This is a genomic window from Alphaproteobacteria bacterium SS10, assembly GCA_019192455.1.
Lineage (GTDB): Bacteria > Pseudomonadota > Alphaproteobacteria > TMED2 > TMED2 > TMED2.
In genome coordinates this window covers 43383-69757 of the sequence record JAHCML010000006.1, presented here as the reverse complement: position 1 = coordinate 69757, position 26375 = coordinate 43383, and the positions used below count along the sequence as shown (strand labels likewise).

The 26375-nt window shown below is 57.9% G+C and carries 22 protein-coding genes; 18 read left to right on the top strand and 4 right to left on the bottom strand.

All coding sequences use genetic code 11. The features are described 5' to 3' along the window. The first annotated feature begins 128 nt into the window (after nt 1-128). The 3 genes from ybgF to ftsH all read left to right on the top strand — a co-directional run bounded on the left by ybgF (nt 129) and on the right by ftsH (nt 4673). Nucleotides 129-1256, top strand: coding sequence for a tol-pal system protein YbgF (ybgF, locus tag KI792_10395; GenBank protein ID MBV6633423.1), 1128 nt, complete (start codon nt 129-131; stop codon nt 1254-1256). Further along, nucleotides 1249-2598, top strand: coding sequence for a tRNA lysidine(34) synthetase TilS (gene tilS, locus KI792_10390; GenBank protein ID MBV6633422.1), 1350 nt, complete (start codon nt 1249-1251; stop codon nt 2596-2598). The genes ybgF and tilS overlap by 8 nt, the downstream gene beginning before the upstream one ends. A gap of 146 nt (nt 2599-2744) precedes the next feature. After that, the gene (ftsH, locus tag KI792_10385; protein MBV6633421.1) at nt 2745-4673 is read left to right on the top strand and encodes an ATP-dependent zinc metalloprotease FtsH; all 1929 of its coding nucleotides are present in this window, start codon (nt 2745-2747) and stop codon (nt 4671-4673) included. Nucleotides 4674-4746: 73 nt separating this feature from the next. Here the strand turns inward: ftsH and KI792_10380 are convergent, their stop codons facing one another. Further along, nucleotides 4747-5517, bottom strand: a complete 771-nt coding sequence (locus tag KI792_10380) for an SDR family oxidoreductase (protein MBV6633420.1) — start codon at nt 5515-5517, stop codon at nt 4747-4749. Between the two features lie 112 nt (nt 5518-5629). Between KI792_10380 and KI792_10375 the strand changes: the two genes are divergently transcribed. From KI792_10375 to KI792_10320, 12 genes are all read left to right on the top strand, one after another. Continuing rightward, nucleotides 5630-6154: a TetR/AcrR family transcriptional regulator gene (locus tag KI792_10375; protein ID MBV6633419.1), complete on the top strand. Its 525-nt coding sequence runs from the start codon at nt 5630-5632 to the stop codon at nt 6152-6154. Between the two features lie 4 nt (nt 6155-6158). After that, nucleotides 6159-7040, top strand: a complete 882-nt coding sequence (gene folP, locus KI792_10370) for a dihydropteroate synthase (GenBank protein ID MBV6633418.1) — start codon at nt 6159-6161, stop codon at nt 7038-7040. An 88-nt stretch (nt 7041-7128) separates the two neighbouring features. Next, nucleotides 7129-8505 carry a phosphoglucosamine mutase gene (locus KI792_10365; GenBank protein MBV6633417.1) on the top strand — a complete coding sequence of 459 codons (1377 nt, stop codon included), beginning with the start codon at nt 7129-7131 and terminating at the stop codon, nt 8503-8505. A gap of 51 nt (nt 8506-8556) precedes the next feature. Then, nucleotides 8557-9021, top strand: coding sequence for a MaoC family dehydratase (locus KI792_10360; GenBank protein ID MBV6633416.1), 465 nt, complete (start codon nt 8557-8559; stop codon nt 9019-9021). Nucleotides 9022-9182: 161 nt separating this feature from the next. Continuing rightward, nucleotides 9183-10943, top strand: a complete 1761-nt coding sequence (locus KI792_10355; GenBank protein MBV6633415.1) for a hypothetical protein — start codon at nt 9183-9185, stop codon at nt 10941-10943. Between the two features lie 170 nt (nt 10944-11113). Further along, entirely contained in the window at nt 11114-12286 is a 1173-nt protein-coding gene (locus tag KI792_10350) for a phosphoserine transaminase (protein ID MBV6633414.1), read from the top strand. A 92-nt stretch (nt 12287-12378) separates the two neighbouring features. After that, nucleotides 12379-13959, top strand: coding sequence for a phosphoglycerate dehydrogenase (serA, locus tag KI792_10345; GenBank protein MBV6633413.1), 1581 nt, complete (start codon nt 12379-12381; stop codon nt 13957-13959). 98 nt (nt 13960-14057) lie between these two features. Continuing rightward, the gene (locus KI792_10340) at nt 14058-15164 is read left to right on the top strand and encodes a VCBS repeat-containing protein (GenBank protein ID MBV6633412.1); all 1107 of its coding nucleotides are present in this window, start codon (nt 14058-14060) and stop codon (nt 15162-15164) included. A gap of 153 nt (nt 15165-15317) precedes the next feature. Further along, nucleotides 15318-16472, top strand: a complete 1155-nt coding sequence (locus KI792_10335; protein MBV6633411.1) for an ATP phosphoribosyltransferase regulatory subunit — start codon at nt 15318-15320, stop codon at nt 16470-16472. 27 nt (nt 16473-16499) lie between these two features. Beyond that, complete coding sequence (locus KI792_10330) at nt 16500-17792, top strand: adenylosuccinate synthase (GenBank protein MBV6633410.1); 1293 nt, start codon at nt 16500-16502, stop codon at nt 17790-17792. Nucleotides 17793-18000: 208 nt separating this feature from the next. After that, entirely contained in the window at nt 18001-20079 is a 2079-nt protein-coding gene (locus tag KI792_10325; GenBank protein ID MBV6633409.1) for a hypothetical protein, read from the top strand. Continuing rightward, a complete protein-coding gene (locus tag KI792_10320) occupies nt 20079-20660 on the top strand; it encodes a hypothetical protein (GenBank protein MBV6633408.1) in 582 nt (193 codons plus the stop codon). Before KI792_10325 ends, KI792_10320 begins: the two co-directional genes overlap by 1 nt. A 75-nt stretch (nt 20661-20735) precedes the next feature. Here KI792_10320 and rpoH read toward each other — a convergent pair whose 3' ends face one another. Together rpoH and KI792_10310 are read right to left on the bottom strand one after the other, a co-directional pair. After that, nucleotides 20736-21620: an RNA polymerase sigma factor RpoH gene (rpoH, locus tag KI792_10315; GenBank protein ID MBV6633407.1), complete on the bottom strand. Its 885-nt coding sequence runs from the start codon at nt 21618-21620 to the stop codon at nt 20736-20738. 101 nt (nt 21621-21721) lie between these two features. Continuing rightward, nucleotides 21722-22750: an RluA family pseudouridine synthase gene (locus tag KI792_10310; GenBank protein ID MBV6633406.1), complete on the bottom strand. Its 1029-nt coding sequence runs from the start codon at nt 22748-22750 to the stop codon at nt 21722-21724. A 141-nt stretch (nt 22751-22891) separates the two neighbouring features. On the opposite strand from KI792_10310, the gene KI792_10305 reads away from it, so the two are divergent. Then, nucleotides 22892-23236 carry a hypothetical protein gene (locus KI792_10305; GenBank protein ID MBV6633405.1) on the top strand — a complete coding sequence of 115 codons (345 nt, stop codon included), beginning with the start codon at nt 22892-22894 and terminating at the stop codon, nt 23234-23236. 3 nt (nt 23237-23239) lie between these two features. Here the strand turns inward: KI792_10305 and KI792_10300 are convergent, their stop codons facing one another. Then, entirely contained in the window at nt 23240-24355 is a 1116-nt protein-coding gene (locus tag KI792_10300) for a hypothetical protein (protein ID MBV6633404.1), read from the bottom strand. Between the two features lie 221 nt (nt 24356-24576). On the opposite strand from KI792_10300, the gene KI792_10295 reads away from it, so the two are divergent. Beyond that, on the top strand, nt 24577-25182 hold the full coding sequence (locus tag KI792_10295) for a hypothetical protein (protein ID MBV6633403.1): 606 nt from the start codon (nt 24577-24579) through the stop codon (nt 25180-25182). 289 nt (nt 25183-25471) lie between these two features. Next, complete coding sequence (locus KI792_10290) at nt 25472-26371, top strand: hypothetical protein (GenBank protein ID MBV6633402.1); 900 nt, start codon at nt 25472-25474, stop codon at nt 26369-26371. The last annotated feature ends 4 nt before the right edge of the window (nt 26372-26375 follow it).

Here is a 26375-nt window from a genome sequence, read left to right as displayed (position 1 = left end):
CAAATCAAAGGGCAATTGCAGTCAAGACCGCTAAATTCCGGTCGTAATTCAGCGATAACATGCTATCGAAAGGCCATCGTTTTGGCCCACCTGGCCACTTGGCACTGACCGACAACCGATTAAGAGCGATGACCCGTATCTTATCCAGCCTGACCCTGGCTTTAGGCCTTACCGTTATGTCCCTCGGTACCGCGATTCCAGCGCCCGCCGTGGCACAACAGTTCGGCAATTCCCCAGATGCAATGGCCGCGCGCCTTGAGCGTTTGGAGCGTGAGTTGCAGACCTTGAACCGTCAGGTCTATCGCGGCCAGGTACCGGCGACTGGCAGTGCCCAAGCGCCCGCCGCGGCACCGGAGAACTGGTCAGGTCAGCAAGAGGTTCGCTTGCAGGCGCTGGAAAGCAGCCTGCGCCAACTAACCGGGAATGTGGAGCGGCTTCGCTTTGACTTGAACCAATTGACGGGCCGGTTGGATCGGTCTCTGGCCGACATCGAATTCCGCCTTGAGTCGATGGGGAGCCAACCCCCAACGCTGGCGGGTGACGAACCGGTGGTTACGGGCACGGCACCCAGTACCACCCGCATTGTTCGGCCAAATGCCATCGATAACGTGAACAACAACAATGCGCCTGCTACCGCCGCGGCCACCAGGGTTACAGCTGGCACCACAGTCCGTACGCTTGGGGTTCTGAATGCCGATGGAACGGCGGAAGGTGCCCTACCAGCAGGGGCGGCACCAACGGGCGTTCAACCGGGCGGTAATGCAAGCCAGCCACTGGAAGCCGCGTCGACAGCAACGACCGGCGGCCAAGTTGCGGCGGTTGCCCCGGCCTCCTCTGAGCCGGTCTCGGTGACCCTGCCAGAAGGCGACGCCCAGGCGCAGTATGACTACGCTTTTGGTCTGTTGAAGCGGTATCAGTTTGATGCAGCTGCCGATGCCCTGACCCAATTCCTGACGGCCCATCCGGATGACCCACTGGCCGCCAATGCACAGTTCTGGCTTGGCGAAACCCATTTTGTGAATGGTGACTACCGGGAGGCGGTCGTTGCCTTCGCCACCGGCTACGAAAACTTCCCCGAGGCAAGCAAGGCGGCTGAAAACCTATTGAAGCTGGGCATGTCACTTGGCCGTCTGGGCCAGGCTGAGCAAGCATGTTTGACCCTTGATCGCCTGACTGCGGAGTACCCGCAGGCGCCCGGGTCGGTAAAGCAGCAAGCCGCCGCTGAGCGCCGCGATCTTGAATGCGGCAGTGGCTAAGCAATCCCTCGCCAATGACAACATTACTGGCTTAGCGGCACCTTTAAGCGCCGCTGAGTTCGATGCCCTAATGTCCGATTGTGGCCCTTTTCCCGAGGGGCTGCATCTGGCCATTGCCCTGTCTGGCGGTGGGGATAGCAGTGCCTTGGCGGCCCTCCTGCAAGTTTGGGCCGACCGGCATAGGGCTGAACTAACCGCCCTTATTGTCGATCATAAGTTGCGCCCGGGTAGTGACCGGGAAGCCAAGGCAACGGGCGAGTTCTGGCAAGGCCGGGGCCTTGCAGTTGAGGTGCTGACCCATGATCAGCTGATCCCCGATGCGGGGATTGAAGAGTTTGCCAGAAACATCCGTTGGTCACTGCTGACCGAATGGTGTCATGCCCATGATGTCGACCATCTGGCACTCGCCCACCATGCTGAGGATCAGGCCGAAACCGTCCTGATGCGCCTCGCTAAGGGTAGCGGGGCGGCTGGGCTTGCCGGTATGGCACCACGCCAATCCCGTCATGATGGTCTCACAATCATTCGACCGCTCCTGACTACGCTTAGGGCCCAACTCACGGCGCTTTGTAACGAATTGGCGGTTCCAGTTGTCGAGGATCCCGCTAATTCGGATCCACGTTTCCAACGCACCGGTTTGCGGGAAGCAGCGGCATTATTGGCTGGGCTGGGCTTAACACCTGATGCGATCGGCAAGGCCGCCGCTAAACAGAGAGAAGTCGCAGAGTTGGTCCATGGCGTTATCTCATCGGTGGCTCGGGAATCCCTAACCGTTGAGCCGGATGGGGCTGCCTGGCTGAGTATGGATGCTTGGCTTGGGCTCGAGAATGGCTTCGTTCAGCGCGAGTTGCTCGCCAGGATTATCGGGGCCGTCGGCGGCCGGCAGCATCCTTTGCCACGCGATGCCGCTCAGCGTCTGAGCGATCAACTGGCCACTAAAGGCAGCGAGGGCGAGACGCTTGGCGGCTGTCTTATCCGGCCGCAGACCAGGGAAGGTGTTGATGGGTTTCTATTCTTGCGCGAGGCCGCAGCAATTGACCCGCAGCCAATCAAGGTACTGCCTAAGCTGGTTTGGGACCGTCGTTTCGTGATTTCTGCGCCAACTGATCAAGAAGCGCTGTCGATTGTACCCGCCAGTGCTGATCTCTGGCAGCAAATTAAGGCCGATAAACCAGAGCTTTACGCCCTGTTTGCGGATTATCCTGCACGGTTACGCTGGTCGCTCCCTGCGTTGCTGACCAATGATGGGGTCTTGGCCGTTTTGGCGCCCAGCAAGATGGCGGCACAACCACCGCTCCATGGCTGGGAGATGCGGTTCGCACCCCAGCGAGCATTGCCTTAATTTCTTTGATGTAGGTTGGCGCGGTTGTTTAGCGCGCCTGGGCGATTATCTCTTATCCCATAGGTCAAAGCACTATAGGGTTGCCAGCTGGACGGTCTGGTTCGGATTTACCCGGTGGCAGGCCATTTCAATAAGGTTAGATCGACGTGAATAATTTCGGCAAAAACATCGCGCTTTGGGTGGTCATCGGCGTGTTGTTGATCATGCTGTTCAATCTGTTCCAAGCCGGTGGCAACCGGGAACAGATGAATACGGTGGCCNATTCCGATTTCATCGCTGACGTGAATGCGGGCCAGGTCCGCGAAGTTCAGATGCGCGGCCAAAACCTTCGGGTTGTTGCCAATAACGGCGAAATCTACAGCGTGTTCATGCCACCCCAGGCAAACCCTGTTGAGCAGCTGACCGCCAGCGGTGTGAAGGTTGTCGCAGAGCCGCTAGAGAGTGAAGTGCCGTCGCTGCTCTCAATCCTGATCTCTTGGTTCCCGATGCTGCTGTTGATCGGTGTTTGGCTGTTTGTCATGCGCCAGATGCAGGGCGGTGGGGGTAAGGCCATGGGCTTCGGTAAGTCCAAGGCCAAGATGCTGACCGAGAAGCATGGCCGGGTTACCTTTGAAGATGTCGCTGGCATTGATGAGGCCAAGCAGGAACTGCAAGAGATTGTTGAGTTCTTGAAGGACCCGCAAAAGTTCCAACGCCTAGGCGGCAAAATTCCGAAGGGTGTTCTGCTGGTCGGCCCGCCGGGAACCGGTAAAACCCTGACCGCGCGTGCGGTGGCGGGTGAGGCGAATGTCCCGTTCTTCACCATCTCTGGTTCTGACTTCGTTGAGATGTTTGTGGGTGTCGGTGCGAGCCGTGTCCGTGACATGTTTGAGCAGGGCAAAAAGAACGCGCCTTGCATCATCTTCATCGACGAGATCGACGCTGTCGGTCGTCACCGTGGCGCTGGCCTCGGCGGGGGTAATGATGAGCGTGAGCAGACCCTAAACCAGTTGCTGGTTGAGATGGACGGTTTTGAGGCGAATGAGGGCGTGATCCTGATCGCCGCCACTAACCGCCCGGACGTACTTGACCCCGCATTGCTGCGCCCTGGCCGTTTCGACCGTCAGGTTGTTGTGCCAAACCCAGATGTGGCGGGTCGTGAGAAGATCCTAAAGGTCCATATGCGTAAGGTGCCATTGGCCGCCGATGTGGTGCCCCGAACGATTGCACGCGGTACGCCCGGCTTCTCCGGTGCTGATCTCGCCAATCTGGTGAATGAGGCTGCCTTGCTGGCTGCCCGCCGCACCAAGCGTGTCGTTGGCATGTCTGAGTTTGAGGATGCCAAGGACAAGGTCATGATGGGTTCCGAACGGAAATCCATGGTGATGACCGATGATGAGAAGAAGCTGACCGCTTATCACGAGGGTGGGCACGCTATTGCGGCGATCAACTGCCCCGCGTCTGATCCAGTGCATAAGGCCACCATTATTCCGCGTGGTCGGGCGCTAGGTATGGTGATGCGTCTTCCGGAAGGTGACCGCATCTCGCTATCTCGCGAGAAGCTGGAGGCTGACCTCACCGTTGCCATGGGTGGCCGGGTGGCAGAAGAGCTAATCTTCGGTCATGAGAAGGTTACCACCGGTGCCTCCTCCGACATCCAGATGGCCACGTCGATGGCTCGCCGGATGGTTACGGAATGGGGCCTGTCGGATAAGCTCGGCCCGCTGAAATACTCAGAGGATCAGCAGGAGGTCTTCCTCGGCCATTCGGTGGCCCAGCAGAAGAATATGTCCGATGCCACGGCCCAACTCGTCGATAGCGAAATCCGCATGATCGTCGATGATGCCTATGACCGGGCGAAGCAGATCCTGACCGATAAGATGGATGATCTGGTCAAGGTTTCCGAGGCGCTGCTTGAGTTCGAAACCCTAAGCGGTGAGGACATCACCAAACTGCTGAACGGTGAAGAGCTGAACCGTGATGAAACGGATGATGATGCGGATGCTGAACGCCGGCGCGCCGCTTCAGTACCAACCAGCCGCCCACGCCGTGAGCCGCCAGGCGTAGGCCCAGAACCTGAGCCACAGGGCACGTAGCCTGAAGCCAGGGAAACTAAGTTAGAAAGCCGGCTCGTGATCTTGCGAGCCGGCTTTTTCATTGCGGTAATCATCAATTGCGGCCGGCGGTGACGCCGCCATCCACGGGCAGTACGGTGCCGGTAATCCAGCTCGCTGCATCGGAGGCCAGGAACAGCATTGCCTCGCTGATGTCCTTCGGCTGGCCGTTGCGACCTAAGGGGTGAAAGTCATTGAAGGTCGGCAGGGTCTCTTTCACCTGATCTGGGGTCATGAAGGTCCCGTAGACAGGCGTTTCGACCACGGCCGGTGCCACCGCGTTGATCCGGATATTGGATGGCGCCAGTTCTAGGGCCAGGTTTCGCACCATGGCGTGGACACCAGCATTGGCTGCTGAATAGGCGGCTGATGGCGTCGCGCCAATCGCTTGTAGTGCCCAAAGCGAACCTGTTTGGACAATGGTGCCGCCACCACGCTCTTGCATCGCTTTGGCCGCAGCCTGAGCGGTGAAGAACTTGCCCTTCAGTATGGTGTCGAGGAACCAGTCATAGTCGCCCTCGGTCAGTTCAAGGAACGGCTTTGGTTTAAAGACCCCGGCATTGTTGATCAGAATGTCGAGCCCGCCGAATTGCTCAACCGCTGTATTAACCAGTGCTTGGCCTGTTTGTGGGGTTGCAATGTCACCAACGCTGATTGCTACCGCTTTTCCGGTTGGGTCAATGGCGCTGGCAGAGGCGGCAAGCTTGTCTGGATCGCGCCCGCCGATCACCACCTTGGCGCCCTCAGCTACTAGGCTTTTTGCCACTTGAAGGCCGATGCCTGAACTGCCCCCAGTGATGGCGGCCACTTTGCTCTCGAAACGCATTTTAGTAACTCCAATGGTTGTCTATCTATCGATAGGTAGGCATGTGGGGTGGAATGTGAATTGTTCAACCCCTATCTATCAATTGATAGGTTTCGAGATTGGAGAGCAGGTGATGAACCGCGTCGACGATATCCTTGATGCCGCTGAGAAGCGGATCCGCTTGGCTGGCTATAACGGCTTCAGCTTCCGAGAATTGGCCGAAGATGTTGGTATTAAGAGCGCGAGCGTGCACTACCACTTCCCGACCAAAGCAGCGTTGGGTGAGGCCGTGGCCGGCCGTTATCTGGAACGTTTCAGTGCTGCGGTGTCTGTGAGTAAGAGCGATGGCCTCTCACCCCTAGACGCTTGGCGTAAAGCCTTCCGCGATGCCCTGGCTTCTGGCGATGGTATGTGCCTTTGCGCGGTGTTGGGGTTTGAACTTGCAAGCCTGCCGCAAGGGGTTGGCCAGCAGGCGCAGAAGTTCTTTTCATCCGGTATTGAGAGCTTGAGCGCTGACTTGGGGGGTGATGCAACGGCCGCCACAAACGCTGCACGTGCTTTTGCGCTACTAGAGGGCGCCATGTTACTGGCGGTTTCCCTCAATGATGTTGACCTGTTCGACCGGACGACGGAGTCTTTAGCCGATATCGCAGCTTAGCCAGATGGCAGGGCGAGCAGGGCTTATGGTTTCTGAAACAGGACAGGCGCGTCCCCGGATCATGGGGGTGGTTAATGTGACCCCGGACAGTTTCTCCGATGGTGGGCAGTTCCTCGACCCACAACAGGCAGTTGACCATGGCTGTGAGTTGTTGGCTCAGGGTGCGCATATTTTGGACATTGGTGGGGAATCTACCCGGCCCGGTGCGGCCCCTGTTGCGCCGGATAACGAGCAGGCGAGAGTCGTCCCGGTCATTGAGGGGCTTAAGCCATTTGCCGATGAGGCAGGCGCGCTAATCTCGATCGATACGCGCCACCCTGCCACCATGGCGGCAGCGGTTGAGGCCGGCGCGGATATCATCAATGACGTCACAGCCTTGACCGGTGACCCAGCCAGCCTAACGACCGCTGCTAGTCTCAATCGCCCCGTTATGCTGATGCATATGCAGGGTGAGCCGCAAAGCATGCAGCACAACCCCAGCTATACCGACGTTGTATCCGAGGTTTACGATTACCTGGCGGCACGCATTCAGGCTTGCCTCGATGCTGGTATTGGCCGTGATCATATTGTGGTCGACCCCGGTATCGGCTTTGGCAAAACCCTGGAACACAACCTCTCATTGCTGAAGCATTTGGCCCGGTTTCGCGGGCTTGATGTGCCAATTCTGTTGGGCGTCTCACGGAAGAGTTTTATTGCCAAGCTGGATCATGATGTCCCAGCCGATAACCGTCTAGGCGGCTCAATCGCGGCTGCACTTGCTGGGGTGCAAGCTGGTGCGGATATCCTGCGGGTCCATGATGTGGCGGTGACCCGTCAAGCGGTTACGATCTGGCAAGCGATTGAGGCGGCGGATGATCCGACGGCCGATAAAGAAGCGGTGGCTTGATCTGCCTAAACCGTGCCATGAAGTTGCCGGATCACTAATCTAAAACGTGATCCCTTGAAGAGCATTCGAAGAGTAAGCGACCAACCCCATGACCACCCGCCAGTATTTCGGCACCGACGGTATTCGCGGCACTGCCAATCTCGAGCCCATGACGCCCGAGACCACCCTGCGCGTCGCCATGGCGACCGGGGCTGTCCTCAACCGCGGTGAGCACCGGCACCGGGCGGTTATTGGCAAGGATACTCGGCTCTCTGGTTATCTGATTGAACCGGCCCTTACCGCTGGGTTCATCGCGATGGGTTTGGATGTCATCCTTGTGGGGCCGATGCCTACCCCGGCGGTTGCCATGCTGACCCGCTCGCTCCGCGCTGATCTGGGCGTGGTTATCTCTGCCAGCCACAACCCCTACCAAGATAATGGGATTAAGCTGTTTGGGGCCGATGGGTACAAGCTGTCCGACGCTGTTGAGTTGGAGATTGAGCGGAAGCTGTCTGAGGGGTTCGACAATGACCGCGCTGATGCCTCAAGCCTCGGTAAGGCTAGCCGGTTGGAAGATGCTGCGGGTCGTTATGTGGAATACGTCAAACAGACCCTAAGCGATGGCCGCCGCCTGGATGGGCTGAAGGTTGTTTTAGATTGTGCCAACGGTGCGGCCTACCGCGTGGCCCCTAAGATCCTGTGGGAATTGGGCGCTGAGGTGATTGAGTTGGGCACCGAGCCTGACGGCTTCAACATTAATCTAGATGTGGGTGCCACGGCCCCTGATGCCCTATCAAAACGGGTGGTTGAAGAGGGGGCGGATATTGGGATTGCCCTCGATGGCGATGCCGACCGCATTATCCTGGTTGATCAACATGGCCGCGTGATTGATGGCGATCAGGTCATGGGCCTGCTGGCGCTCGAATGGGCTACCCAGGATCGATTAAAGGGCGGCGGGCTGGTTGCGACGGTGATGTCCAATCTTGGCCTTGAGCGTCGTCTTGCGGCGGCTGGCTTAACGCTGGCGCGCAGCCAGGTCGGCGACCGCTACGTCGTTGAAATGATGCGGGCCCAGGGCTTCAATCTCGGCGGTGAACAGTCGGGCCATTTGGTGATGAGTGACTACAGCACCACCGGTGACGGTCTGTTGGCAGCCCTTCAAGTGCTCGACCTCATGGTTGGTAAGGATCAGGATGCCGCCACTTTGCTTGAGGTGTTTGAGCCTGTGCCCCAGGTGCTGAAGAACACCCGGTTTGAGGGCGCCAACCCGCTTGAAACTGCTGAGGTTCAGGACAGCATCCGGGCCGCAGAAGCACAGCTGGGCGATAGCGGTCGCGTGCTGGTCCGTAAGTCGGGCACAGAACCAAAAATCCGCGTAATGGCTGAAGGTGATCACAGCGACCAGGTGAACCAAGCTGTCGACGGAATCTTGGATGCGATCGAGGCGGCGAAAGCTACCGGCGGCAGCACCCAGGCAGCAGAGTAACCAGAGGGCACCATGGCCGAGACCCCGATCACCGATCTGTCCGGCCCCGGCATCACTGGCCGCTATTTTGAAGAGTTCAAACCCGGACAGCGGTTTAAAACAGCGGGTGCGACGCTGACCGAGAGCATGATCCTCGACTTCGCCCAGCAATACGATCCGCAGCCATTCCACATTGATGTTGAAGCCGCCAAAGAAACCCCGTTTGGCGGGCTGATTGCCAGCGGCTTTCAGACACTATCACTTTCATTTCGCTTGGTCTGGGACACCGGCTTGTTTCGGGGGACGGGCCTTGGCAGTGGCGGCGGGGAAGGGGTGCGTTGGCTGCACCCAGTTCGCCCAGGCGATACGCTGCATGTCATCCTAGAGGTTGCTGCCGTCCGGGCGTCAAAATCATCCTCTGAACGCGGTACCGTGGTGCTCAATTATTCGACCCATAACCAGACGGGGATTGAGGTCATGACGGTTGGTTTCAATCATCTGATTAAGCGAAGAGCCCCGGAAACCCTGGTCGTTTAAGCGTTTTTTCGCTTTGGAAAATCTACTGTATCCAACTGTCGAACCATAAACCGACGCGTGGTATCATTGGCTAAGTGTGTGAGGCGAGAAGGGCCGAAGGAAAATGCCAGTGAATGGTGTCATCCGGCTGCCTTGCGCATGGGACAAGATTAGGACCGAACATGTTAAGTCCGGCTGCTCACATTAGCCCGTCTGATGAGGTGTATTACCAAACCCATCGGCTGATTAATGATATCTGGCTGATTGAGGAGGCGCGTCTCGACCGCCGCCAATTGGGCCACGTTCTCGATGGTCAAGGTGATCAGATCGACGGCGCCCCACTTAATGCTGAGGGCGATGATGATGGCGAGTGCCTAAGGGTCGTTCGTGTCACCGTCGATGGCCGCAGCCAGTTCCACGACGGTGTGGTGGTCCATTATTGGTCAGACCAACCAGAGGCGATGGATCTAACCATGCCGGCGGTTGCCAAGCCCGCCGACATTCTCTGGCATGACGCCGATGACATGTATACCGAGCTGGCATCCTATCAGCTGAACAAGGGCTTCGCCTCGTTCCTAACCAGCAAGTCGCTCTGCGTTGAAGAGATGCTGCATCATCCCCGGGCGGGAGCGGCGTTGGCCCAGTCCTGGCAGATTATGCAGGCAGGCTTACAGCCAATTGCCTTGCAACAGGCGCAGGTGATGGACCTCGCGGGCCCCGACCGGGTGCGTGAGATGACAGAGCTGATGCAAAAGCTCTTCGATGACATGGCGCTCCGGGATAAGGCCGAGCCGCCGGTTGAGCTGACTTCCGACAACTATGTCGAGGTTTTTGCCCAGCTACAGCGCACAACCGGTGCGCGCTTCCCATTTGAAATCGGCCGCGCGATTGCCGCCCATCTGGCTGATGGCCCGAATTTCACCGTTAAGTTGCGCCGCTTATCTGGCCTCTGTAATGCCGTGGTTACCCGTGATCAGGCAGCACCGCTCGACCGGATGTTTGCCAGCATGATCCAGGTGCGCGGCATGCTGAATGATCTGGCTGCCGGTCGTACCGGTGTGCAGAAGCTGATGCTGCTCGCCAATATGATGGTTGGCGTGTTCGATGGCGGTAAGGGCATTGGCGTCAATTTCGACCCGATCAATGAGTTGATGAATGCGGGCTATCTACCGCGTAGCCGGGCCGCGATCCGCCGCCGGATTGTGGCAGAGGCAAAGGCCGATGGCGGTTCCGCGACCAGCGGTGACCTAATCAGCGAGTTGAGTGAGATTGACCGCATTGGTGCGCAGATCGAACAGATCGCGCCATCGCTGATCGGTGATACCGAGCTCGCCGCCGTTTGGCAGGAGCGCATTGGCCGCGTTCTAACCTCAGAGAACATGCAGCGGGTCCTGGTCCGTTACCGCCAACCGACGGAACGCTTGAGCTTAATCAGCTCACTGTTCCCGATGATGCGGAGCTTGGAGAATAGGGATCAACTGGGCCGCATTCTGGCGCAGCTGGTATCGATGCGCGACATATCCCGTGAGCTTACCACCGATCCAGAGCGCTTCATGGCGCCCGTTCCGCCATTGCTTAAGTTCCATCAGCGGCTGCGTGGCTACCAGTTCGCCGCTGAATCTAAAGATGCGATCCTTGGCGGGATTGATGAGGTCATCTCTGAAATCGTTGAGCGTCAGATGGACAAGCAACGAGAGCCGGACGACCATCGACCGTTGATTGAGCTGTTGAAGCTTTGGTTGCCAGCACCAATCAGCGCCGGTGGCGCACAAGAGTTGGTGCGCGCGCAACTTGCCGAGGCGATCCAGAACCCAGAATTCTTCAATAGCTTCTGGGCGAGCTTTAAAAGTGAGCGGGTGCGTGAGCAGGCGAGCCACGCGCTTGAGCGTCTTCTGGCCGATTACCAGCTTAAAACGGAGTGGCAGACCGCTAGGGCCGAATAGCTCTAACCCGCTCTGTCTTCCTATCTCCGAACTTGCGATGCAAAACCCGCACGGCTGCTGGGCGGTGCCGCTTGGCATTAAGCCTTGACGCTGCATTGCGGCATCAATAGCGTTTGCGGCGGGTCACATCCCCCCAACGGGATGCAACTATTCTGGAAGGAATAGCCATAATGCAGCAGGCTACCCCGCCGGCGGTAAAACCCGCCGTTCCATTCTTTTCTTCGGGTCCATGTGCGAAGCGACCAGGTTGGTCGACTGACGTCTTGAAAGACGCGTGCCTCGCCCGCTCCCACCGTTCAAAACCAGGCAAAGCAAAATTGAAGCAGGTCATCGACATGACCCGCGAGATCCTTGGCGTGCCTGACGACTATCGGATCGGCATCGTGCCGGCCTCTGATACCGGCGCTGTCGAGATGGCCATGTGGTCCATGCTCGGTGCCCGTGGTGTCGATATGCTCGGTTGGGAAAGCTTCTCCAATGACTGGATCACCGATGTGGTGAAACAGCTGAAACTGGAGAATTGCCGGACCATTCAGGCCGATTACGGCGACTTACCCGACCTGTCCCAGGTTGATCCTAAAAACGACTGTGTCTTTGTCTGGAATGGCACCACCTCTGGCGTTCGCGTGCCAAATGCCGATTGGATTGCCGATGACCGCGAAGGCCTGACCATCTGTGATGCTACTTCAGCGGCGTTTGCGATGGACCTGTCCTGGGACAAGCTCGACGTCACCACCTACTCTTGGCAGAAGGTGATGGGCGGTGAGGCCCAGCATGGCATGCTGGTGTTAAGCCCGCGCGCTGTTGAACGGCTCGAGACCTATACCCCGCCATGGCCAATGCCGAAAATCTTCCGGATGACCAAAGCCGGTAAGATCAATGAAGGCATCTTCAAAGGCGAGACGATCAACACCCCATCAATGCTGGCGGTGGAAGATCAAATCGACGCCCTAACTTGGGCGAAATCAATCGGTGGCCTATCAGCCCTGATTGAGCGCGCTGAGAGCAGCTTGAAGGCTGTGACCGAGTGGGTTGAAGCATCCGATAGCTTTGATTTCCTCGCCGCTGATCCTGCGACGCGGTCGTGCACGTCAATCTGCCTGAAGATTACGGATGCTTGGTTCACCTCGCTGTCTGAGGATGATCAGGCCGCTGTCGCGAAGCAGGTTGCGACCACGCTGGATGCCGAGGGTGTCGCCCACGACATCGCTGGCTATCGCGCAGCGCCTCCAGGCCTACGCCTTTGGGGTGGTGCAACGGTTGATCCAGCCGACATGGCCGCCCTGCTGCCATGGCTGGATTGGGCGCTAGCCTCCATCCGCGAAACCCGCGCCGCCGCGTAACCCAACTCATTTCGCCACCAGATCGTCATGCCCCTTCACGCGTGGGCATGGCGGCTGGGCGGCTGACCAAATTCCTGAAGGAAACCAAATCAATGGCACCTAAAGTCCTTATCGCTGACGAGCTTAGCCCAGCGGCCGTCGATATCTTTAAACAGCGCGGCATTGAGGCCGACGTTAAAACTGGCCTGAAGCCAGAAGAGCTGAAGGAAATCATCGGCAGCTATGACGGCCTCGCAGTCCGCTCTTCCACCAAACCAAATGCCGACATCTTTGAAGCGGCCCATAACCTCAAAGTTATCGGGCGCGCTGGTATCGGCGTCGATAACATCGAGATCCCTGCCGCGACCGCACGCGGTATCGTGGTCATGAACACGCCGTTCGGTAACTCAATCACCACGGCTGAGCACGCCATCTCCATGATGATGGCCCTGGCCCGTCAAATCCCCCAGGCAAATGAATCCACCCATGCCGGTAAGTGGGAGAAGAAGCGGTTCATGGGTGTTGAGCTAACCGGCAAAACCCTTGGCGTCATTGGTTGCGGCAATATCGGTGCAATTGTCGCCGACCGCGCCCAAGGCCTGAAGATGAAGGTCATCGCCTTTGATCCCTTCCTGTCGGAAGAGCGCGCCCTCGACCTCGGTGTTGAGAAGGTTGAACTGGAAGACCTGTTCAAGCGTTCAGAGTTCATCACCCTGCATGTGCCGCTGACCGATCAGACCCGCAACATCATCGATGCCAAGGCACTCGACATCATGAAGCCGGGTGTTCGCATCGTGAACTGTGCCCGTGGTGGCTTGATCGATGAGGTGGCGCTTAAGGCTGCCCTCGATGCCGGTCATGTTGCTGGCGCTGCACTGGATGTGTTCCTTGAAGAACCGGCCAAGGAAAACGCGCTATTCGGCCATGACAATCTGATCTGCACACCGCATCTCGGTGCCTCAACCAATGAGGCGCAGGAGAATGTGGCCCTGCAGGTTGCCGAACAGATGTCTGACTATCTGCTCGACGGTGCGATCGTTAACGCGCTCAACATGCCATCGGTCTCGGCCGAGGATGCAAAGCGCTTGGCGCCCTATATGTCGCTCGCTGAGCAGCTGGGTGGCTTCGCCGGTCAGATCACCGAATCCGGCCTCAAATCTGTTGAAATCACCTATGCCGGTGCTGCTGCTGAGGTGAATATCAAACCGCTGACCCAAATTATTCTGAAGTCACTCCTCGGCCCATTGCTTGAGAGTGTGAACATGGTCAACGCACCCGTGCTGGCAAAAGAGCGGGATATCAAGGTCACCGAAAGCCGGACTGAGAAGGTTGAGGATTACCAAACCCTGATCTCAATCGAGGTGGTAACCGACCGTCGTAAGCGCCGTGTTTCCGGCACCCTCATGGCCGGTGATCGCCCACGCATTGTCGAGATCGAAGGCGTTTCCGTCGAAACCTCAGTGACTTCCAACATGCTGTTCGTGCGCAACGACGACAAGCCAGGCTTCATCGGCAATCTCGGCCGTACCCTGGGTGACGCCAATATCAACATCGCCAGCTTCGACCTCGGCCGTCGTGCAGAGGGTGATGAGGCCATCTGTATCGTCGCCGTGGACCAACGGATTGATGAAGGTCTGTTGGGTCGCATCTCCAAACTGCCGAATGTGATCCAGGCACGTACCCTCAGCTTCTAAGCCGGGGTATCTGGACTCACCTTCTACCGTCACTAGACTTGAAACGGCCTGGGCGTATCGCTTGGGCCGTTTTCCATTTCTCAAGCCTGATTGCCATCATGCTCTCACGTCTTCTGATCCCCAGCCTGTTCGCTTTCACCCTGTTCTTGGCCCCATCTGCCGTGGCGCAAACAGAGCAGATACCGGCGACCCAGAATGAACAGATGAACGACCCGCAGCCATTAAACCGCGCGGGTCGGAACATGGAGCCAAAGGTGGTCGCCCGCGGTCGGTCGGTGATCATTCGCCCGGGCCTGCGGTCAATCTATGTCACCGATGCCGGTGAGCCGCGCGTGGTCGCTGACACCCGGCGTGAGTTCGTGCTTGAGCGCACGTTCAACAGCATGGCGATCCGCCCACTAACCCAACAGTCTGAGATCATTCTGCCAGCCCGTGATGTGATCCCCGATGGCCGCGCCGGTAAGGGGCAGAACACAATCGAGGAGGCTTGGTTAATCCAGCCAACTAGCCGTTATCCCCATGGCGCCCTTGGCGACAATATTGAAGCTGGCGCCCTGCGGGTAATCTTGAAGAATGGTGCGGTGTCAGCCTTTCGGTTGAGCGATGGATCCGTCTTCGAAGGTTTGCAGCCAACAATCGGTGATGTTGACGGTGATGGCACCGATGAGGTGCTGGTGGTCAACTCAAACGCCCAGCGTGGCAGCGTGCTGCAGATCTATAAGCCAGTTGATCTTGGTAATGGCGTGACCCGCCTCCAGATGATCGGTGAGGGGCTGGGTACCGGTCGCAAGAACCGTTGGTTGAACCCGGTGGGTGTCGGTGACTTCAACCAGGATGGGTATCCCGAGATTGCGGTCGTTCACCTGCCGCATATTGAGGGGGTCCTATCGGTCCACCAGTTCCGCAATGGCCGGTTTCAAGAGTTGGCGCGGATGACTGGCTTCTCAAACCACGCCCATGGTTCACCGCAAACGGCGATGAACATTATTCGCGACATTACCGGTGACAATCGACCCGATTTGATCGTTCCAGCCCTGGATCGCCGGGCCCTTCGTGTGATGACCATGAATGGCCGGGATTTGGTTGAAATCGGCCAGTTACAGCTACCGTCACCGGTCAAGACTGACATCCTGTGGATTGAAGATGCGTTGACCTTGGGCCTCGAGGACAACTCGGTACTATCGCTTTCAGTGTTTATTCAGTAGAACACTCCCGCAAGAGGGGACTGCATCGTCTGATGTGCGCCGACTTGCGATAGTTCTGGCCTACTGATCAACCTCTTACCTGCATCAAATCCCGTGGAACCAACCACCCATCCCGCCCTGCTGCCCAACGGGCTGAGCGATCTTGTGCCGCCGATGGCCGCTGCTGAGTGGTCAACGGTTAATCGGCTTATCGACACCTATATGGGCTTCGGCTTTGCGCTGGTTAAGCCGCCTCTGATGGAGTTTGAGGCCGGGCTTATGTCTGGCCCCGGTGTCGCTTTAGCACCCCAGACCTTCCGATTGATGGACCCGGTGTCGTCCAAGATGCTGGGCCTGCGCGCTGACATCACCGCGCAGATTGCCCGCATCGCTGGCTCACGCCTACAGGCCCATGCCCGCCCCTTACGTCTCGCCTATGCCGGTGAGGTGGTGCGGGTCAATGGCACTGACTTGCGACCAGAGCGGCAGTTTTGTCAGGTGGGCGCAGAGCTAATCGGTGCCATTGAGGCCAGTGCGGATGCTGAGATCATTACCATGGCGGTTGCCGCCCTCCGCCAGCTCGATATTGAGGGCCTCTCCATCGATCTATGCCTGCCCACGCTGCAGCCACATTTCCTACGTGGCAGCGGGCTGACGGGTGACGATTTGGCGGATCTGGCAGAGGCCGTCCGACGCCGTGACCGTGAGGCGGTTTTGACGGTTGAGAGCCCAGTTAGCCGAGTGCTTGCCGACTTGCTGAATGCGTCAGGCCCCGTATCAACAGCTCTTCCGGCACTGCAGGCCGTTGAGATGCCATCGGGCCTTAAGGGCGATGTACAGCGTCTGATCTCAGTTGTTGAGTTGGTTCAGCGCGATCTGCCCGATCTCACCATTACCGTCGACCCGCTGGAGCGGCGCGGTTTTGAGTATCAGACGGGGTTGAGTTTCACCCTGTTTGCCCGCGATGTCCGGGGTGAGCTGGGGCGCGGCGGGCGTTACCGCTCCGCCGGTGTGATGGGGGCAGAACCGGTTAAACGGGTTGAGGGGGAGGCGGCCAATCGTCTCGCAACCCTCGGTGAACCTGCCGTTGGCTTCACCCTGTTTATGGATTCAATTATGCGGGCGCTGCCTGCTGCTGACCAAGAAAAGCGCCTTGCCGTTCCGGCTAGCCTGACCTTAGCAGAGCGGCAAAAGCTGTCCGCTGAGGGTTGGGTTGTGATCCGCGATCTGGGCGATCAACCGGATGAACTTGCGGCATTTGCAGTGGCCCAACGCTGCACCCATTTTTGGCAAGGCAATGAGGCCAAGCCAGTGACGAAGACAGATTAATCAAGCCAAGGCGATAGGAATACGGCGATGGCAAATGTGGTGGTTGTCGGCTCCCAATGGGGCGACGAAGGTAAAGGCAAGATCGTTGACTGGCTGTCCAGCCGGGCCGATGTGGTGGTGCGCTTCCAAGGGGGGCACAATGCCGGCCATACCCTGGTCATTGACGGCACCGTCTATAAGCTGAGCCTCCTGCCCTCAGGCATTGTACGCCCAGGCAAGCTCTCCATCATCGGCAATGGTGTGGTGGTCGACCCTTGGGCGCTACTGGCTGAGATTGACCGGCTGCGTGAGCAGGGGCTGAAGATCGATGCCACCAGCCTAAAGGTGGCTGAGAATGCTTGCCTTATCCTGCCGATCCACAGCGCAATTGACGCGCTCAAAGAGCGTCTGCGCGGCGAACACAAGCTGGGCACCACCGGTCGCGGTATTGGTCCGGCCTATGAGGATAAGATTGCCCGCCGGGCGATCCGGGTTTGTGACCTGTCTGATCGAGAGGTTTTAGAAGAGAAGGTGAAGCTGCTGCTGGCCCACCACAACGCCGTGCTGTCGGCCCATGACGCCGACACCTTCGAAGTTGATCAGGTGGTCAGTGAGCTGACAGAGCTGGCCGATCAAATCCTGCCTTATGCCGATGTGGTCTGGCGTCGCCTGGATCAACTGCGCGCTGAGGGTAAACGGATCTTGTTCGAGGGTGCCCAGGGCGCCATGCTTGACGTTGATCACGGCACCTATCCGTTTGTCACCTCCTCCAACACCGTTGCGGCCCAGGCGGCAACGGGTGGCAGCATGGGGCCGAACTCACTCAACTACATGCTGGGTATCACCAAGGCCTACACGACCCGTGTTGGCGCCGGACCATTCCCAACTGAACAAGACAATGACGTTGGTCAGCTGCTCGGTGAGCGAGGGCATGAGTTCGGTACGGTCACCGGGCGTAAGCGTCGTTGCGGTTGGTTTGATGCGGTCATGGTTCGCCAGGCTGTGAAGATTAACGGCATCACCGGGATCGCGCTTACCAAGCTTGATGTGCTCGATGGCATGGACGAGATCAAAGTCTGTACGGGCTATAAGCTGAATGGTGAGGTGATCGATTACCTGCCCGCGGCCCATAAGCTCCAAATGGCGGTTGAGCCGATTTATGAGACGTTTGAGGGCTGGTCTGAGAGTACGCAAGGTGCGCGAAGCTGGGCTGAATTGCCGGCGACAGCAATCAAATATATCCGGCGAATCGAAGAGTTGATCGAGGCGCCAGTGTCGTTGCTGTCCACTAGCCCAGAGCGGGATGACACCATCCTGATGACCGATCCTTTCGCGGTCTGACGGCCATCAGCCTTAAATTGCCCAATTCTGAGGGAGTTCTGCCACCGCTTTGGCTTTTTGCGTGAAAGCGTTGCGCGGTGCTGCGGGACGGCAGGGTTTTTGCTAGATTAAAGGATCGAATTTTAAGTAATTCGCGGAGCCGGTGAATTATGCCGCTTGTTTGCGGCCTGTTTTCCTGGGCGCCGCATAGCGGGACCAAGCTGCGCGTATGAGCGAGGCAAAGGCGGAAACCAAGCCAGATCAGAATGCCGGTGCCGGTAAGGCGCCGGGCGGCTCTGCGCCTGGCTCAAACGCTGTGGTCGCCATCGGCGGCGCTTACGAGGTCGATCCGAAAAAGCCGCTTCCAGCACTTTCAAGCCCGGGCACAAAGGCCTTTGAGGCACGTAGTAAAACCGACCCTAAGAAGCAGCTTTTCGCGCTGGTTTGTCAGGGGCCAATGCCGGTTCGGCTACCAATCCTGCAGTCGATGGTGGGCCTGGACAACGCCCATCTGATCAAGCTTGCCCATTCTGGCATCGTGGTTTGGCCACCGGATCAGGTGCAGCGGGTCGTGATGCTGTTCCAACGCCCGGTTGGCAGCCGCCTGACCGGTGAGGATGGCCGTGGGGAGATTTGGACCCACGATCAGGTCACCCAAAAGCTTATTGCCCCGATGGTGTCCGTTCTGCGTGACCTTGAGTCCCGGAAGATTTGCCACGGTGCCATTCGACCATCGAACATGTTTGCGCCCAAGGGGTTAGCGGAAGGCGTCGTACTCGGCGAATGCGTGACCCAACCGGTCGGTTATCACCAACCTGTTCTCTATGAAACCCTGCAGCGCGGCATGGCAGATCCTGCCGGTCGCGGCGTTGGGGCAACCAGTGATGATCTCTATGCGCTCGGTATGACCATTCTCACCCTGCTGCAGGGTGAGCCGCCGCTGGCGGGTATGAGTGATGAAGACATCCTCGACCGTAAGCTAGTCTATGGCAGCTTCTACGCGCTGGTTCAGAAGAGCCGGGTACCAACCAATATGTTGGAGCCACTGCGTGGTTTGCTGAACGATGATCCATTTGAGCGTTGGACGCTTGAGGATATCGAGAGTTGGCTAGGTGGACGACGCCTCAGTCCACGCCCACCTGAGCCGCCGCGTAAGGCTGTTCGCCCGTTTGAGTTTGGCGCCCATGTGGCTTGGGAAGCCCGTGGCTTAGCCCGTGTGCTGAGCCGCGATCCGGCGACCGCCCACCGGCTTTATGAGCAGGGCGAGGTTGAGGCCTGGATGCGCCGGGCGCTGGGTGAGAAGAATATCACCGAGATTGTTGTGGCCGAGTTAGAGGCCGCTGGCAACGCGCCGCGCAACCAGCGTGAGCCTGAGGTTGTTGTTTCCCGTTGCGGTATTGCGATGGCGCCGGATGGACCAATCCGGCTGCGAGGCCGCGCTGCTTTCCCAAGTGGCATTGGTGGCTTGCTAACCGAGGCCGTGGTGAATAAGCGCGATCCCTCAGCGCCGGTGCAGATGATCCTGGCTGGCATGTCTGGCCACTGGGGCATGCTTCAGAAGAAGCACAAGATTGAGCCATCCTCCAAGCCGATGGATTTGGAGCAGCTGCGTAACTTGCTTGAGCGGTCTGGGTTCGGGTTTGGGCTGGAGCGGGCGCTATATGAGCTTGATGACAGCATCCCATGCCAAAGCCCGATGCTGGATAAGCATTATGTGCTGACGCCTAATGATCTTTTACGGGCGCTTGAGCGCCTGGCGCCGGTCAAAAGCCGCCATGGCATGCCGATCGATGCCCATATCGCGGCCTTCTTGATGGTTCGCTTCCGAAAGCTGGAAGATTGGCTGCTTAAGTCGCTGAATGATCAGCTGGATCCCGGGCGTTCGGTCGTTGCGATGGCCCAGATCCTAGGCTCGATGCAAGAGCGTTTGGGCAATAAGAAGCTGCCTGGCCTGTCGAAATGGATTGTCGGTTTGGCTGATCCGGCGATTGACCGCCTCCACAACCACGATGCTCGCAAGAAGCTTAAGGCAAAGGTCGAAGAGCTTGCCGAGGAAGGGATGATCACGCCGATCGCCCAGGCCTTGGATGACCCGACGACCATGAACCAGGATGCGGTTCAATACGGTAAGGCCCAGGCAAAGTTCGCCAAAATCGTTGATGAGATTGCCAAGCTTGAGGAAGAGATCAGCGATCCTGACCTTCTGGCCCGTGGCTTTGGACGTGAGCTAGCGGCGGTTGTTTCAGGCATGCTCGGCGCACTCGGCACCTTTGGTGTCATTGGTTACTATATGTTTGGGGGCATCTGATGACCAATCTAGCCGCCAACGATCAGGGCAAGATGGGTGCCATGAAGCCCAAGAAGAAGGGCCGGAAGAAGCGTAAACTTACGCCGACCCAAATCATGTTGGGCTTGAGCACGATAGCCGCTGCCATGGCGTTCTACCCGACCACCATGATCCTGGTCCCCGGTATGTTGCCAACCATCGTTGCCTTCTACAGTGATACGGAATCCAAAAAACTGGGTGCCGTCACGGTTGGCTGCATGAACATGGTCGGCGTGTCTGCGGTACTTATGGATCTGTGGATCCGTGGCCATGGCTATGATTTGGCCCTATTCCTGATCACCGACCCAGTTAACTGGCTGATCATGTACTCAACCGCAGCTGTTGGCTGGTTGATCTTCTATGGCATTCCTGCGCTTTACTCGTATCTCTCGGTGTCATCCGCTCAGCGGCGCCTAGAGCAGCTGCGCCGTAATCGGGCTGACCTTCTCAAAGAATGGGGGGCCGACCTTAACCGTATTGAGGTTGAGCGGCGAGAAACTCGAGAGGCGTTGAAAGAAGCGCAACGGGTCCGTGAGCAGGCCAATGAGGCAGCGGCAGCTTAGAGCCAACCACGGAACGCAAAGCAAAAAGCCCCGGCGATGACCGGGGCTTTTGTTTTTTAATATTATGTTCGCTGCTTACGCGCTGATCCGTTGATCAACCGCGGCATTCCGCATGGATTTCTGCAGCTTCTCAAACGCGCGCACTTCGATCTGACGAACCCGCTCACGGCTGATGTCGTACTGCTGGCTCAGCTCTTCCAAGGTCAGCGGATCATCACGCAGGCGACGCTCGGTGAGAATGTGCCGCTCACGGTCGTTGAGTGTCTGCATCGCCAGCTGCAGCATCTGCCGACGCTGGGTCAGCTCTTGCTCCTCAGCCACGGCGGTCTCTTGGCTAACCTGGCGGTCATCGACCAGCCAATCCTGCCATTCACCCTCGCTATCCGCGCGAAGCGGTGCGTTCAGTGAGTTGTCCGGGCCAGACAGGCGCCGGTTCATCATGATCACATCATCTTCTGAGACGTTGAGCTTGGTGGCGATTTCCTCGACCTGCTCAGGCGTCATGTCGCCATCTTCAATGGCTTTCATCTGTCCCTTAAGCCGACGCAGATTGAAGAACAGCTTCTTCTGTGCAGCGGTGGTGCCCATCTTCACGAGCGACCAAGAGTGCAGGATATATTCCTGAATAGAGGCGCGGATCCACCACATCGCATAGGTGGCGAGGCGGAAGCCACGATCCGGGTCAAACCGCTTAACCGCCTGCATCATGCCGACATTGCCCTCAGAGATCAGCTCAGCGACCGGTAGGCCATAGCCGCGATAGCCCATGGCGATCTTGGCGACGAGGCGCAAATGGCTGGTGACGAGCTTGTGGGCTGCGTTGACATCCTCATGCTCCTGCCAGCGCTTAGCGAGCATGAACTCCTCATCAGGAGTGAGCATTGGAAACTTACGGATATCGGCGAGGTAGCGAGAGAGATTGCTCTCAGCGGTAAGAACAGGAACCGAGATATTGCTCATGGCAGGTGTGCCCCCAAATGGTCAGTTCAGTTTAGCCGGGATCATCACCGCTGACGCTCTGACGCAACAACGTGCGGCTCACCTCGGCAAACGCTTACCTCCTACATGGTGAGCAGCTGGTCCATTAGCAAGAGCAAATCGTCGGGTAACGGCGATGTGTAATCATGGCGGGTTTGCGTGATCGGATGGTGAAAAGTAATCGCGTGGGCGTGAAGGGCTTGGCGCCCCTCTGGAATGGCCTTGCGAACCGCTTCTGGTGCCCGTTTCAGGGCTTTTCGGGCGGCTCTTGTTTCACCGTAAAGCGGGTCTCCTAAAATTGGGTGACCGATTGATGTCATATGCACCCTGATCTGGTGCGTTCGACCGGTCTCTAATTGGCATTCCACGGCGGCGGCAAGCAGGCCAAAAACCTTCGTCACCTTGTAATGGGTAATGGCTGGTTTGCCGCCATGCTCAAGCACCGTCATGCGTTTGCGGTCTTGGTTATGACGACCAATTGCGGCGTCAATCTGCCCCTCACGCGGCGATGGTGTGCCCCAGGCCAGCGCGGTATAACGGCGGGAGAGGGATCGGTCAGCAAACTGGGCCGCCAGGCCTTGATGGGCTTGATCGCTCTTGGCGACCACCATCAGGCCGCTCGTATCCTTATCGAGGCGATGCACGATGCCGGGGCGACGAACCCCACCAATGCCGGAAAGACTATCGCCGCAATGGTGGAGAAGGGCATTCACCAGGGTCCCGCGGCCATGGCCCGCCGCTGGGTGAACTACCATGCCGGCTGGCTTATCCAGCACCAAAAGATGCTCATCCTCAAAGACGATGTTGAGGGGGATATCCTCGGGCTCAGGCGTTGCCTCTACGGCCTCAGGTAGGGTTAAACGCAGTTTAAGAGCCCGGGTAAGCTTCTGCGCCGGGTTGGTGATTGTTGTGCCGCTATCGGTATCCACCAATCCGCCATCATTGATGATGGCCTGAAGGCGGGACCTGGAGATATCTGCAAGTGTCCCGGCCAGCGCCTTATCGAGGCGATTGCCAATCTGATCCTCGCCGATTTCAACCGAAATGGCTGACGCATCCTCATCGGCGAGGTCATCGGTAAGCGCTTCATCTGTTTGGTGCTCGTCAGTCATGCCTGGCTTGGTGGCCAATCCGCTGGCCTACGTCAATGTCGAACTGGGTTTCTGATGCTAGAGGCTTGGCCTCAACCCAAACTGTGGTTATGGATCACCGCCAGATTTGAACGCCCGCCACCCATTCATTACAGGTCCAACATGGCCCAACAACGTTTGCTCATTGGTTCCATCGTCGGGATGGGGATCGCCATCGTGGTTTGCTTGATCATCTTGGGCGTTGAGGTTGCCAAACGGGCCGGAAACTTCGCCGCCGATGTGACGGCCGATGCCATCGGTGCAACCGCAAAACCGACCGGTGAAACTTCTGACCTGTCCGAATCTAAGAGTCAGGTGGCACTACCAGCGGGCGCAGACATCCGTCAGATTGAACTCGACGGCGATAATCTGGCTGTTTGGTTTACCGGTGCTGATGGGCGCGATGAAATCCTGGTCATCGATCTGGACGACCGCCAAGAAACCCTGCGTATCGGCGCTGCTGAATAAGGGTTAGGCGGGGACCGGGCCGCCACCGAAGGCAGGGCCGCCCTCAGCTCTTTGGCTTGCCTTAGGCGCTGATTTGTCAGCGATTTCTGGTTTGGCACCAGCCAGCGCGGGGCGCCGCGAGACGCGCGCGGTTTCACCATTCGCGACAGACTGCACAAATGGGTCGGAGGTGCGGAGAACCATGGGCTCCTGCCGGTTGGCCGCTTCCTCTGCAAGATAGGTGATAGCCGCCTCTGCCCGTGATCCGGCCTGCTCGAGCCCTGGGATTGGGCCCTCGGCAAAGAATTCAACCTCTGCGTTGGTCAGCACGCTGACATTTAGGTTCACCGCATGCAGGCTCTGGTCTAGCTGGGCAAGACCTTCCGGACCAAAAGCTTTGCGCAGCTTTGCAATGTTTTGCGCGGTTGGGCGCAGATCGGTGGTCTCATAAGCCTCAAAGACGGCGGCCGCCAACAGCTCTTTACCGCCTTGCTTGGCGAATAGGTCTAGATCGCGGAATGACCCGCCATACCGGGTCGCATCATCAACCGCGACTACATACTTCGCCCGGTCATCGGCAAAGAAGCTGTCCGGCGCCATGTACAGCTTGCCCTTACGGTAGCTTGGATCGCGCCGCGCGCCTTCGCGTTTGGTGACGTTCTCTGGTGCCTGATGGACCACATCATAGGCCACGCTCCACTCAATCTGAGGGGCCAGCCTGGTTAGGCGGTCGGCGACATGCTCACCCAGAACAACGGCCGCGATATTGCCATCGGTGGCGGCCTTACGCGGCACCACAATCTCAACCGCCGGTTTGCCAGGGACATCGAAGGCCCCACGGTCGGTCAGCCGTGAGATAACCGTTGCGGCCATCAGTTTAAGCTTCTGATCCGCATGGGTTTGATCGGCGAGGAAGGCGGTTAGGTGATCATCGAGGGTCATGGCAGGCTCGGTCGCCATCTCCATCCGCCCCTCTTTACCGGCATCATAGAACTCTTTCCGGTTGGGAAAGACGGACTGCCCATCCTCATCCTTTTTGCAGAGCACCACCATCTCAGGAAAATCGCTCGCAAGCGGCTGGTGCGCGCCGGGATTGCCGGTCGAAATTGGGATAAGCTGTGTGCGGCCTAGGATCGCCATGTGATCGATGTTTTGTCGTTTCGTCAGTCACTTGAGGCTGCGTTATCTGTCTTTAAGATACGCGACCTTTCGCGTTTGTACTACGCGCTAGGCCGGAAAGTTTCTGTGACTGTTCTATGAAACTTCTGTCAGTCCGACGCCTCACAGCGTGCCTAATCGCCATTTTGTCGGGGCGTAAACTGGGATAAGCTCACCCCATGTATCCGGTCATGATCTCTCTTATGTTTTCGCTGTTCGTGCTGCTTATGTTGCCAGCCGACCGGGAGGCGTTTGACGAGCTTGCCTTTATGAACCCACCGGCGGCCGCATCAACCGCGGAGGCGGAGGTGCACGCCCATAGCCTGTCGGTATTTGCCGAGGCTGTAATGGCGCGGCTGAACCAGTTTCCGGAGAGTTTGCCGCGTTATCCGAACGCCGTTACGGTCGCGACCCTGGATCAAAACCCACGCTATGCCCCGGTTTTGCCAGCCTCTTACAACCCAACAATGCCATGGCGTGCCTATCTTCTGCCGGTGAAGGAGGCGGGAAGTGGGGTTGCCGCCACCGAAACGGATCCAGGCATTGGCGCCGTGGTTGCCTATGTGAACCAGGCAAATCTGCCGCGAACCATGCGGCCCGTTGATATTGCGAGGGGCCTTCGACTGACCGCTGGTGGCCAAGTAACGGTTGGTTTGCTTAGCCAAGGCTCCCTGTTAACCGACAGTTTTACCCATCCTGGGGTTGAGCGTGGTTTTGGGCGTTTGCGCGGGCTGCCATTCGATCAAACGACCCAAAACGCCCCCGCCATCGTCATCTGTCTGTCGCAGGAATATTGCGGCGCGGGATAGCGCCATGCCCGTTTTTGGGGCGGCGATTGCCAAAATCCGCAGAAATTAAAGCCTTTGCTTTGCTCCCGGTGACTGCGCCAAACCTGCCGCAAATTGCGTTAACGATACAATTTTAACAAACTTTTAAGTTGCAGTGCCCCGTGCTTTAGCGGATGATTTAGTGCTGCCCATGGGGTTTGTGGCAGTGTTGTGTGTCCGAGTTGTGGGATGGGGGTCCCGTTAGTGATCAGGGTGAACACAGGTTTTTCCAGCGATTTCAGCCACCGATTTGTGATCGGGAGGTGCTGATATGTATGCGTTGTTGATCGCCTTAGTGGTTGCCGCGTTTTACCTATCGTTGAGCAACCCATTCCAAGCGAAATCACCAGGTGATGCTCCCCTGGTTTATGAGAAGCCGCATGATGCCTACTCTCACGGTCTAGGCCGTGACATGGCCCGGTTTGTGGCTTCGGTTGAGTCGGCCCTCTCAACTTATGCGATTGATCAACGCACCTGGCCTATTCCCGGTCCGCCAATTGCCCTTGCACAGACTGAGATTGCGGCTGAGCTTGCCGATCCCGGTAACCCAAGTGCTGGTTATTGGGTAATGGATGTCGCCGATTTCGAGACGTTCCTGACCAATTCCGACTACGCAGACGCTGCGGTAACTGATCCGGCTTTTCTCGGGCCTGCGGATCCTGTTCGTCGGTTTTTGCCAACCAACTATACGGCGGACGGCCCATGGCGTGTCGCTGTTATTGAGCAGGTTGATGCCCTAGGCGCCGGTACTGGTGAAGTGGCGGCAATTATCGGTTTTGTCGAAAACGTGCCGCGCACACCTGGCGGGCAGAACTTTCTGGAGACGGTCAGCGTTGATGATTTCGCTAAGGGGTTTCGCCGGGCATTCAATGGTACGGTTAACTTCGGCATCAATGATGGTGGTACATTAACCCGTCGTGGGGTTGAGCACATTCAGCTGGCCCGTTCCTTTGATCTGCAAAATCCGCCAGATGATGCGATGGATCACGGTACGCTGGATGCGAATGAGATTTCAGCGATCGTGAACATTCCGCTCGTCGATCGTGGTGGGAACAACCTAATCCCTGATGGGGTGCCGGTTTACGTGGTGTGTAAGAAAGCCGATGATGTTCTTGGTGCCGATGGGCTGCCGGGGACCGGCGATGAATTTGACGATGGTTTCTGCGATTAACCTT